The organism is Micromonospora sp. NPDC050686 (genome assembly GCF_040654475.1).
Taxonomy (GTDB): domain Bacteria; phylum Actinomycetota; class Actinomycetes; order Mycobacteriales; family Micromonosporaceae; genus Micromonospora.
Genome location: NZ_JBFAID010000022.1, coordinates 75,610 through 86,292, shown reverse-complemented (window position 1 = coordinate 86,292; position 10,683 = coordinate 75,610). Strand labels below are relative to the sequence as shown.

Sequence of the window (10,683 nt, the reverse complement as noted above, 5' to 3'; positions counted from 1 at the left end):
CCGCCGCCATCTGGCACAACAACAAAACCGGCGCACCCGTCACCCGATCCCTGATCGCCTACGACCACTGACCGATTTCGGAACTACTCGTCTAGCGACCCACACGTACGCGGTCGGCGGCGTACAGCTCGCGGGAGCCGGCGGCCCGGAAGACCACAAGCACCGGGACGCCTTCGCCGATCTCCAGCTCACGACGCTCAGCAGGCGTCGGCATCCGTGCCGAGGCGGTGTCGCCCTTGAGGAGGGTCACCGTCTCGGTCGGCTCACCTGCCCGGACGAAGGTGCCGCGCGGCGGTTCTACGATCACGAGCCCTTCCGACCGGAGTAGCGCTATCGCCTGTCGCACACTCGTGCGGCTCAGCCCGTGCTCCTGAGCCAGCCGCAGCTCACTCGGCAGCGACGCGCCGGGCGCGAGGTCGCCAGACGTGATCCGGTCTCGCAGGAGGTCTGCGAGCTGCCGGAACACGGCCCGATCCGAGCTGGGGTCGATCACGAATGTGACGCTACGTGTCCAACAGTTCTACATCTTATTGTATCTACAGTCCTACGTCGGTACGGTGAATGAGCAGGCGCGGCGGTCGGATGACCAGCTAAGGCCCGGCCGCCGCGCCGTCGACCCATGCCCGAGGGGAGATCCGGTGCCGCGCGTCTCGTACGAGGAGTACCTGATAGCCGTCGCGCTCACCCTCGCCCGCCGGCACCGGCCGGTCTGGTCCTGGCGAAAGTGGCGGCGGATCTGCCGCTGCGGAGCCGATCTGCCCTGCCACACCCGGCACCGCATCCCCATCAACCGCGGCCACTGGCCAGGAGAGGAGGCGCAGTGAAAGCCGACCAGGAGCACGTGATTCTGGCCGTACACGTCCGAGGGATCGACGGCATGTGCGTCGGCTGCCGCGCCTGGTGGTCGCGCCTGGCCCCGTACCCGTGCTGGCAGGTGGACTGGGCGACCCAGCCGGCAGGCCCGGACGATCACAACCCGCTTCCTCGGCGGTGTGCGGTGACCACCCACGGCCCCGTCATGCCGATCTGGAGCTGCGGCGGCTGCAACGCCGCCTGGCCCTGCCCGACCCGGCGGCGGGAACTACAGGCCGAGTTCGCCGACGCCCCGGTCTCCCTCGCCCTCTACCTCGGCTCCTACCTCGTCCAGGCCGCCGAAGACCTGACCTGGGTGCCGGCCGGCGCCCTGCACCGCAGGTTCCTCGGGTGGACACGGGAAACGGGCCGAACCCGCCAGCAGTACAGCAGCGCAGTACAGCAACCGTGCCAGCCGAACCCGACCGAGAAGCGCGCCAGCAGCCGGGATGACCTGCCGGCTCGCCGGCAATCCATGGGTTCAGGGTTCGAGTCCTGGCGGCTCACTCCATAACCCGACACGCGCCGGGGTTCGAACATCAGCACCCTCAAGGAGCTCCGGCCGAGGTCTGGACGCGACGTCGCCATTCGGGTTCTGTTCGTCTTTGATCCCTGGTCGCTGGCGGTGCTGTTGGTCGCCGGCAACAAGGCCGGAGACTGGACGCGGTGGTACGAGAAGGCGATCCCGATGGCCGAGGTTGCGTACGAGGGTTGGCTTGCCTTCGAGAGGAAACGGAGGGGAAGGCTGATGCCGAGGCATGGGTCAGCGCCTTCCACCTCGCCGAGGAGCGCAAGCGTCTCGGCCTCACCCGGCGTCAGGTGGCCGAGCTGATGGGGGGTCACGCCCGGACGGGTACGGCGGCGACCTCCGTCAGATCGCCTCGCATAGCCCCGCCTGGACCGGGCGGCCACGCTTGCGGCCGTCCGGGCACCTGCTGCTACCGTCGTCAGGGTGATCCTCGAGGAACACTGGTGGAATGGGGACGCGACGGCCCGAGGGCGCCGCGACGTCTATATCCGGACCGATGGTCAGCGCTGGGAAGTTCAGGCGCAAATCGGTGGCGCACAGGGCCGTTCAGAGGTGCTGGAGTGCTCCAGCCGCAGCTCAGCGAGCATCCTCGCGGGGGCTTGGCGCGGCGGCAGCCCGGGCTGGCGCGAACTGCCGCACTAGGCACCGGCAGGCGCTGCCGCCGTGGCCCACACTCAGCCGGCCTGCCGGACGGTGAGCGTCGCCGAGCCGGTCTCGGGTGCCACCGGATCGAGCACGAGGTGTACGCGCCGCCCTCGGCAACGGACCCGTCTCGAACCGAGCGGTCTCGCCGATGACGCAGCCGTTGCCCACGGTGTCGCCGTCCGGGCCGGTCAGCAGCAGGATCCCGCACCGGTCGGGCACGCTGGCGGCGGTCACCTCGACGGTGAGGCGTCGACCGGCGTCGGCGGTGAACCGCAGCCGGCTCACCGCGCCGGGGCGGCTGACGGTCATAGTGGCGGCCCGCCCGTCCGCGACCGTGTCGGCCTGCTCGTCGTGGGCGTCGCGGAAGTCACCTGTGCCTAACCCAACGCCGGCAGATCAGGTGCGCTGCGGACCGCGCGCCCGGTCCAGCACCTCCTCCACGGTGAGCGGGCTGCGCGGGTGGTGGCTCAGCGAGAGCGGCGTCCGAATCTTCCGCGGTGCGGCGCCCTCGGCGGCGAGATAGAACTCGCCCACGGTCAGCCGGGAGATGTCCGGCACGTCTCCCCCCTTGGCCCGGGCCATCTCGCGCGCCGCCTCGATCTGGATCGGGCTGTTCATCAGGCCGTACAGCTGGGTCGCCGCGTTGCCGGGGATGCGGTTGTGCAGTCCCTTCGGCGCCTGGGTGGCGAAGATCAGCCCGAGTCCGTACTTGCGTGCCTGGGCGGCCAGGGCCAGCGTGCTCTGGGTGCAGGCGGTCATCGCCCCGGACGGGGCGAACGTCTGGGCTTCGTCCATGATGAGCAGCCCCAGCAGCGGCCGGTCCCCGGCCGGGTTCCTCTTGATCCAGGCGAAGAGCGCCATCTGGAGCTGGTTGACGAAACTCTGGCGTACGTCGTCGGACGGCAGGCCCACCAGGCTGACGACCGAGACCCGGGCCCGCTTGCCGGGGGCGGGGGTGAGCAGCGCGCCGGGATCCATCGGCGTGCCCTCGCCCCCGAAGAGCGGGTCGTTCACCATGGCGGCGGTCAGGGTCTGCGCCAGGCCGAGACCGATCTTGTCGGCGTCTTCGAGGTCGATGATGCCGTCCGGCAGGTCGGCCAACGTGTCGACGAGGCCCTTCAGCCGGTGACCGCCACGCTGGCCGTAGTGCTCGACGGCCTTGCGCAGCACCGCCAGCCCCAGGTGCGCCCTGGTGGCCCGGCCGGTGACCATGGCGCGTGGCGCGAGGGCCGCGACGGCCGCCTCGACGGCCTCGCCGAACTCGTCCGGGTCGTCGCGCACGCTGGTGAAGTCGGGTAGCGGCTGGAAGCTCAGCGGGCGGCCCGCCGAGCGGCGCGGCGTCCAGACCACGACATCGGTGTGGGCCAGGTAGTCCGCTGCCCTGGCCGCGTCACCCGGTCGCCACTGTGCCGGTGGCTCGGGCCACCCCTCGCCGAGGCGGGCGAGGTCGTTGTTGGGGTCGAGCACGATGGCGGAAACCCCCGCGAGGGCGCACTCCTCGACGATGCGGCGGATGAGTACGGTCTTGCCGGAGCCCGAGCCGGCGAAGATTGTGGTGTGCTTCCGGAGTGCCTCGAGGGCCAGCGGGACCGGCGTCCCGTCGTCGTACCCGTATCCGACCACGAACGCCGGCTCGGTCGCGGCGGCGGTCGTCGGCTTGGCGGCGGCGGTGGGCGTTGCCGGCTCGGTCGGGGACGGGGTCGCCGAGACCGGAGCAGTGGCCGGCGGCGCCGGCTCGGTCGCCAGGGCCGGCGTGGGTTCCGGTGGCGGCCCGTCCGCCGTCCAGCGGTCGACGTCCGCCAGCGCGTGCTGGAGGAACTTCAGCTCCCGGGTGGGGCGGCGGTCGGTCAGCCACCCCTGCAGGTCCATCGTCGCTTCGGCGAGCATGACCCGCAGCGCCGAGAGGATACGCAGGTCCTCCTCGTCCAGGCCGATGGTCTGGCCGCCCGCCTCGGTGAACGTGCCGATGGTCTTCCGGGTGGCCGCGCTGGTCGACCACTCGCGGTTGCGCAGCAGGAAGAGCTTGCGTTTGGCCAGGCCGGTGTCGAGGGCGGAGGCCACGCACGCCTTCCGGAGCCGGGCCAGCGCCGCGTTGCCGTGGTGATTGTCGCTGATCGCCCGGAAACACCAGTGCACCTGGTCCTCGGTGCGCTCGTCCAGCGTCAGGCGCAACCGGGCGTGCAGCGGCGGGTCGGTGCTCGGGGGCGGGTCGACGCTGAACGCCGCCCCGGCGTCGCCCCGTTCCAGGATCCAGGCGGTGAGCCCGGCAGCGAGCAGCGGCGGCATCACCTCGTCCTCCGACGTCCGCTCGCGCGGGGTGGTGACGTTCGCAACGCGCCTCAGCTCGGCGAAACGGGCGTCGTAGCGGTCCAACTCCTCGGTGGTGGCGGCGGTGGGCGGGGTGGGCCGGGGCTCCCGGGGCTCCGCGGCGGGCGGCTCGCCGAGGCTGGTCAGCTCCCGGACCTCGTCGTCGGCGAGGCAGGCGCGGATGTGCCGGTCGATCTCGATGAGCAACTGGCGCGGGGTGAACGCTCCCGCCTCGGCGAAGGCGCGCGGGGACACCGGCCACGAGGGGTACGGCGGCGCGAACCCGACCTCCTGGTAGCGGAGGTTGAACCGCTTCTCGATGATCGCCCGGGCGAGGTCGGCATCGTCGATCCGGCGCAGCGGCGGCGCCTCCCGGAACCGGTCGGCAACCGTGTCGGCGGCGGTGGACCTGATGATGGTCCACGAGTTCGGTATGCAGGCGAGGAGGGTCAGCGTGCGCCGCGTCGTCTGCCGCAGCGACATGAGGCCGTCCGCCATCCGGGCCAGCATGAGCGCCTGCTCCGGACTCATCGCGGCGGCACCGACCAGCGAGGGGTCGCTCTGGATCGCCAACTGGGCGATCAGCGTGTCGATCTGGTCGATCGCCACGACCGACGGACCGGTGAGCGCCAGCAGCCAGGACAGGTCCTGCACGATCTGCTGGGCCGGGCGGGGAACCCGGCGCATCCCCCAGGTCGCGCGTTCGCCCGGAACGACCTCCTCGCCGGAGAGGAAGTAGTTCTCCGCCACGTCGCGGTGGGAGATGTCCTCGGAGGCGCTCAGCGCGAGTGCCCGCGCGGTCTCCTGGCACGTCCGGGCCGCGTGCCGGTCGAAGTCGCCGAGCCCCTCCAGGAACGCGTCGAGCGCCGCCCGGGTCAGTTCGGTGTCGCCCATGACGGCTCGGCGTGCCGTCCGGGGCGCGCCCACCAACGCCGACAACCGCCGCAGCAGCAGCTTGAGCTGGGTCTCGCGGCTGCCCGGCACCGGTCGGGCCAGGCCGTCCAGCATCGCGGCCAGCACACCGTCCCAGAAGCCCTCGGCGTCGAGCAGGCCGACCAGGAAGAAGTAGCCGCCCTTCTGCTGCACCTGCTGGCGGATCACGCCCAGCAGGTGGGTCTTGCCGGACCCCCGCTGGCCCTGGACGACCAGGCCGAGCGGGCTGCCGTGCGGGTTCGCCGTGGCCTCGTCCACGCCGGCGAGCACATCCCGGACGGCCGGGACGTGCAGGCCGTCGACGTGGAAGGGCAGCGGACGCCACACGTCGTCGGGAACCGGCGCCCAGTCGAACCGCAGGGCCGCCAGCGCGGTCCCTTCCGCCTCGTCCATCACACGCCGATCGCCAGCAGGTGGTTCTCCTGCCCGCCGAGCCGGAGCGCTGCCGTGATGTCCGCCTCGGTGAGCGTCTGCTGATTCGACTCCGGAGCGATGGTCACGCCGTCGGATCGGCTGAGCCGGCGCAGCGACTCGTCCAGGTCGTCCCGTGGCACGTCGGCGAAGAACGGGCGGAGTCGGCGCAGGCTGACCCACGCCCCGGGCTCGTCGGCGAGCGCCCGGTACGCGCTGACGATACGCGCCCGCAGCGACCCGGACGGGTCGGCGGCCGGGGCGGAAGCCGGCGCTCGTACGTCGGTCAGGGCGAAGAGTTCGGTCAGCGTGGCGCAGCCGCTGCGGGCCAGGACGCGATCCCGCAGGTTGGCCTGCAGAGCGGTCAGCGCGGCACCGAGCGCGGACGCGCCGCGCAGCGTGAAGTCGAGGTCGCTCTGCACCCGCACCCAGCCCTTGTCGTCCAACTGGAGGGCGTACGTCGATCCGCTCTTGCGGCTGGCGACGTAGTGCAGGCGGGTGAGCTTGTCGCGCTGCGGCTTGCGTACGTCCAGGTTGTAGCGCTCGCGGAGTTCGGTGTTCAGCACCTCCCGCGCCTCGGCCATGAGCACGACGAGGATCGCGCTCTCGGATGCGGTCAGCTCATCGCCGGCCATGATGCCGTCCTTCCGCCATGTCCCGGCGACGGGCCCGCAGATACGTACCGATCTGCTGGACCACGGCGCCGACGTCGTGGGTTACCCGGGCGTTGGTGAAGCGTAGGACGGCGTAGCCGTCCAGTTGCAGCTGGACGTCGCGCTGCCGGTCGGCCTCGAAGTGGACCGGACGGCAGTGCTCCGGCCCGTCGATCTCCACCACGCACCGTTCGTCCGGCCACAGTAGATCGAGCCGGACCGGCGCGGCCAAACCGTGGGACTGGTAGCTCTGGTTCCACCGCCGCCCGGCCGACCAGCTCTCGGCGGCGAGCGCCGCCTCCAGCCTCTTCTCGACGTCGCTCGCCGGATGCGGCCTGCCCACCACCGTTCCGGCGGCGGGGGGCACGTCGCGCGGCACGGGTGGCGACTCGATCCGGAACTCCGGGAGCCCTTCCAGCCCGGCCGCAGCGGCTCCGATCAGCCAGCCGGCCGGGCCGCCGTGCTGCCCGAGCCAGGCGGCGCCGGCCGCGACCACCGGGCCGTCACCGCCGGACGGTTCGACGAGCAGCACCATCCTCTGCCGGCCGAACGCGCCGGCCACGAGACGCGCCAGCGCGGCCGTCCGGGTACGCAACGGTAGTGGCGCGGCGGTGGCGCGGCGTCCGGTCACCGCGAAGACGGCCAGATCCGGCAGGAAGGTGCCGGGAAAGCGGTCGCGACGGGCCCGTGCGGCGGCTGCGGCCCGGATCGCCGCGAGCCCGGCCGTGTCGGGACGGACTCCTTCCACGGCCTCGGGCAGCCAGGCCGGCAGCAGCTCGACGGCGACCTGTTCGAGCCGGTCCAGCGCGGCGTGCACGAAGTCCACCGGCAGCGCGTGTCGGGCGGTCGGGCGGTGCACCACGGCGGCCAGTTCCGCATGGTTGCGGGCGATCAACATGGCCAGTGCGTCGATGTTCGCGTCGGGCAGGGCGACGACGCGATCGAACGGGACGTCGGCAAGGCTCCGGTTCAACAGCAGCGTCAGCCCCTCCTCACCGTCGGCCCGAGCCGTCCCGGAACAGAGTACGAATCTGCTTCGGGCAGCGCCAGACCGTACGCCGGTAGTGGAGAACGAGGGCCCGGCGCCGTGCCGCCATAGCGCTTCGTCAGGCGCGACACCTCGATCGTCCGGTGGTCGCCGGTCACGCCCCGGCCGCCATCGCCCGCCCGATCGCCTCCGCGAGGCCCGGCGCGGCGGGGGTGGAGAGCACGACCTCGTCGAACTCGCCGCCGGCCGCCGCCCGGTCCAGCACCAGGTGCAGTCCGGGCTCGCCCCGGCGGGCCGCCACGAGCTGCCGGGGGCCACCGTACAGACCCCAGACGCCGACCTTGGCGAAGCCGGACACGACGTATCCCCGTCGGGCGCCACGGGCCAGCCGGAGCGGGTTGTCCACTCCGGCGGCGTGCCGTACCGCACTGAGACGCAGTGCGAACCGCTCCCGCCCGACCCAGATCCGCTCCCATCCGGTGAACCGGATGTCGATCAGGTCACCGGTGACCGTTACCGCTGCCATCAGTCTCCCCCTTCTGTCGCGTCGGCGTCGTTCGCCGACCCCGGTTCCTGCTTGTCGCCGCCGGTGGCGGCCGGCCGGTCGGCCGGCATCAGCACGGTCGCCAGCAGTCGCGGTATCCGTCCGTCGCCGGGCTCGTTGCCGAGCAGCGGGCCGACCAGCGCGTTGAAACCGGCGGCGAACTCGCCCAGCTCGGCGTCCGTCAGGTGCAGCACGAGTTGCTGGTAGCCGACACCGTCGGCGACGAAGTCGATCCGCTCCCGGGCCAGGTAGCGGGAGAACTCCGACAGCAGACTGGACACGAACGCCGTGAAGTAGCGCGCGTGGTCCTCCGGCGTGGCCGTGGCCAGGGCCGCGGCGTTCAGCGTCGCGCCGTGCGCAGGCAGCGCATAGACCCGCTCGACCGCGCCGCGCACCTTGCGCTCCTCGACCACGTCGAGCAGCCCGGTCTTGACCAGCACCGCCAGGTGCCGGTAGAGGGTCGCGTGCGGGATGTCGGGCAGCAGCTCGACCAGGTCGTGTGTGGTCAGCCGGGAGCCCGCGACCGCTCGCAGGATCCGGATCCGCACCGGGTGCAGCGCCAGCTCGGCCCAACGCTCACTCGACATCCCCATGGCCCAACGGTATCACTATCGAGAGTGATAGCAATATCGCCGGGAAGCCTGCGGGCGGCAGGTTTGAAATACGCGGATATCGTCGCCCCTGCGCCGGATGGCGCGGACGCGCATGCTTGGTCTGTTCTGGCGAAGGTGGGGAATGCACGGAGAAAAGCAGGGCCAGCCTCGGGTACCGCGACGGCGGGGGCGACGGCCGACGCGCCCCGACCCGGATTCGGGACCGGTGGGCGCCTTCGCCGATCACCTGTTGCGATTGAAGGAGGAGGCGGGCGACCCCTCGTACGAGGAGATGTCGTTGCGCCTGGGCGCGGCCGCCTCGAAGTCGTCGCTGGCCGCCGCGGCGCAGGGTCGGAGCCTGCCCAGTTGGGAGACGACATGGGAGTTCGTGCGAGTGCTCGCCGTCGCCCGGCTGGGCCACGATCCGGTGGAGACCGAGCGGGCGTGGCGGGAACGCTGGGCGCACGCCAAGAAGGGAACGCCGCAACCCGAGACCAGCGCGATCGAGGAGACAAGGCCGGCCGGGGAAACCGGCCGAGCCGGCGACGACGCTGAGATGCGAGGTGCACCGGGGCCATCGGCAGCCGTTGAGCCTGCACCACCCCGGCTACGCGATCGGCGACATATCGCCATCACCGGCGTGGCTGCGGCGATGGCTGCCCTCACCGGCGCCGGAGCCGCCTTCGTCGTTCTCGATCGGCGGCGGGACGAGACCGACAGCGGCGTGACACCCGCGGTGGTCGCTCCACCCGTTCACGACGACTCCCGGTTCGAAGGCGACATCACCTACCCCGACGGGTCTCTGGTACCGCCGAACACCCCGTTCACGAAGATCTGGAGGATCCGCAACACGGGCGCAGTGATCTGGGCCAATCGCTTGCTGGTCCGGGTCAACGAAACACCGTGCCAGGCGCCGGCTTCGGTCACCATCCCGCAGACGATGCCGGGAGAGGCCGTCGACATCGAGGTGTCCGTCCGGACCCCCAGCGAGCCCGGGGGCTGCAAAATCTACTGGAAGATGGCCGACGAGGACGGGCGGATGTTCTTCCCGCTCAAGCGACCCGTCTTCCTGGACGTGCGGGTCGGTGGCTCGTGAGGTCCGCGCGGAGCCGCGCGGTCCTTCTCACCCACCGGTCCGGCTGGCACCGGAACCGCATCGTGAGGCGGCGAAGCCCTGCCGGTGCGGCATCGCGCCGGCAGGGCTTCCCCCGTCGATCCGCGTCGGGTGGAGCAGCTAGCCGTTCGGACGGATCAGCCGCAGTTGGTGCCGCGCTTGCCGCCTTCGGTGCCGCTGATCCGGCCCATCCAGTCCACGCACTTGTTCGCCGCCGACAGGTAGATCGGGCCGGCGTAGGACGTGAAGTAGTTGCCCTCGTAAGCCGGCCAGTGGCTGCCGACCGGGTTGATCCCCAGGCCCACCTCGATGAGCACGGCCGAGCCGGCGGTGTTCCGCTTGGCGATCGCGCAGTTCTTGCCCGTCGACGAGCTGTAGGTGAGGAACACGGTCCCCTTGGTGCCGATCGGGGCGCTGTTCACGACGCTGTAGCCGGACCCGCACTCGCCGCCGTAGGTGGCGGCGTACGCCGGGGTCGCCGCAGCCAACGCGCCGGCCATCGCGGTGGCGGTCAGGGCGACGGTTGCGGCGGTGGTCTTGACGAGCTTCATGGCATTCTCCTCGGATGCTTGCGGTCGTCTGCGGTCAGCCGCAGTTGGTGCCGGTGCGGGTCTTGGAGGCCGTCCCGATGGTGCCGCCCCAGTCGACACACGAGCCCGCCGCCGACACGTAGACCGGCCCCGCGTAGGTCGTGAAGTTGCCGCTGTCCTTCTCCCACTTCGTGGTGCCGGAACGGCGGAGGTACGCCTCCATGAGCGTGGCGGTGCCCGGCTTCTCCCGGATGGTGACGACGCAGTTCTTCCCGCTGGACGAGCTGTAGGTCAGGTAGACCGTGCCGCGGAGGTCGGGCAGGTCGATCAGGTTGACGACTCCGTAGCCGGAGCCGCACTGACCGCCGTAGAGCGCGGCGTACGCGGGTGAGGCATTGACCACGGCTCCCGCCGTCACGGCAGCTGCCGTGAGTCCCAGCGCGGCGATTCTCTGCCGAATGCGCATGAAGTTCCCTTCCACTGTGGATTGCCGGGAAGGACGCTGCCAGGCGGAGTCCGCCGACACCAAACGATCTTCGTCCAGTGATCTTCCAGTGGACTATTCAGAGAAATATCCCCCAGGT

At 71.4% G+C, this 10,683-nt stretch carries 11 protein-coding genes and 2 pseudogenes; 5 read left to right on the top strand and 8 right to left on the bottom strand.

Annotation, left to right across the window (positions count from 1 at the left end):
- Positions 1–91 precede the first annotated feature (91 nt).
- The gene (locus AB0H57_RS16980) at positions 92–493 is read right to left on the bottom strand and encodes a winged helix-turn-helix domain-containing protein (protein ID WP_357507312.1); all 402 of its coding nucleotides are present in this window, start codon (positions 491–493) and stop codon (positions 92–94) included.
- A 126-nt stretch (positions 494–619) separates the two neighbouring features.
- On the opposite strand from AB0H57_RS16980, the pseudogene AB0H57_RS16975 reads away from it, so the two are divergent.
- The 4 genes and pseudogenes from AB0H57_RS16975 (at position 620) to AB0H57_RS16960 (ending at position 2,023) form a co-directional block, all read left to right on the top strand.
- Positions 620–1,001, top strand: a pseudogene (locus tag AB0H57_RS16975) (hypothetical protein).
- Positions 998–1,305 (top strand): annotated as a pseudogene (locus AB0H57_RS16970) (hypothetical protein). Before AB0H57_RS16975 ends, AB0H57_RS16970 begins: the two co-directional pseudogenes overlap by 4 nt.
- Positions 1,306–1,390: 85 nt before the next feature.
- Entirely contained in the window at positions 1,391–1,684 is a 294-nt protein-coding gene (locus tag AB0H57_RS16965; protein WP_357507328.1) for a type II toxin-antitoxin system RelE/ParE family toxin, read from the top strand.
- A gap of 120 nt (positions 1,685–1,804) precedes the next feature.
- Positions 1,805–2,023: a hypothetical protein gene (locus AB0H57_RS16960; protein ID WP_357507310.1), complete on the top strand. Its 219-nt coding sequence runs from the start codon at positions 1,805–1,807 to the stop codon at positions 2,021–2,023.
- 399 nt (positions 2,024–2,422) lie between these two features.
- On the opposite strand, the gene AB0H57_RS16955 is transcribed toward AB0H57_RS16960, so the two are convergent.
- The 5 genes from AB0H57_RS16955 to AB0H57_RS16935 form a co-directional block, all read right to left on the bottom strand.
- Positions 2,423–5,659 (bottom strand): DUF87 domain-containing protein, encoded by a 3,237-nt coding sequence (locus AB0H57_RS16955; protein WP_357507308.1) that lies wholly within the window; start codon positions 5,657–5,659, stop codon positions 2,423–2,425.
- The gene (locus tag AB0H57_RS16950; protein WP_357507306.1) at positions 5,659–6,312 is read right to left on the bottom strand and encodes a hypothetical protein; all 654 of its coding nucleotides are present in this window, start codon (positions 6,310–6,312) and stop codon (positions 5,659–5,661) included. The genes AB0H57_RS16955 and AB0H57_RS16950 overlap by 1 nt, the downstream gene beginning before the upstream one ends.
- Positions 6,299–7,303: a DUF559 domain-containing protein gene (locus tag AB0H57_RS16945; RefSeq protein WP_357507304.1), complete on the bottom strand. Its 1,005-nt coding sequence runs from the start codon at positions 7,301–7,303 to the stop codon at positions 6,299–6,301. The genes AB0H57_RS16950 and AB0H57_RS16945 overlap by 14 nt, the downstream gene beginning before the upstream one ends.
- Before the next feature lie 169 nt (positions 7,304–7,472).
- Positions 7,473–7,844: a hypothetical protein gene (locus AB0H57_RS16940; RefSeq protein ID WP_357507302.1), complete on the bottom strand. Its 372-nt coding sequence runs from the start codon at positions 7,842–7,844 to the stop codon at positions 7,473–7,475.
- Positions 7,844–8,455 (bottom strand): helix-turn-helix domain-containing protein, encoded by a 612-nt coding sequence (locus tag AB0H57_RS16935; protein ID WP_357507300.1) that lies wholly within the window; start codon positions 8,453–8,455, stop codon positions 7,844–7,846. Before AB0H57_RS16935 ends, AB0H57_RS16940 begins: the two co-directional genes overlap by 1 nt.
- Positions 8,456–8,681: 226 nt before the next feature.
- Here AB0H57_RS16935 and AB0H57_RS16930 point away from each other — a divergent pair, with 226 nt between their 5' ends.
- Complete coding sequence (locus AB0H57_RS16930; protein ID WP_357507298.1) at positions 8,682–9,551, top strand: NBR1-Ig-like domain-containing protein; 870 nt, start codon at positions 8,682–8,684, stop codon at positions 9,549–9,551.
- Between the two features lie 155 nt (positions 9,552–9,706).
- On the opposite strand, the gene AB0H57_RS16925 is transcribed toward AB0H57_RS16930, so the two are convergent.
- Together AB0H57_RS16925 and AB0H57_RS16920 are read right to left on the bottom strand one after the other, a co-directional pair.
- Complete coding sequence (locus AB0H57_RS16925; RefSeq protein ID WP_357507296.1) at positions 9,707–10,120, bottom strand: spore-associated protein A; 414 nt, start codon at positions 10,118–10,120, stop codon at positions 9,707–9,709.
- 34 nt (positions 10,121–10,154) lie between these two features.
- On the bottom strand, positions 10,155–10,517 hold the full coding sequence (locus tag AB0H57_RS16920) for a spore-associated protein A (RefSeq protein WP_357507294.1): 363 nt from the start codon (positions 10,515–10,517) through the stop codon (positions 10,155–10,157).
- Between the last annotated feature and the right edge of the window lie 166 nt (positions 10,518–10,683).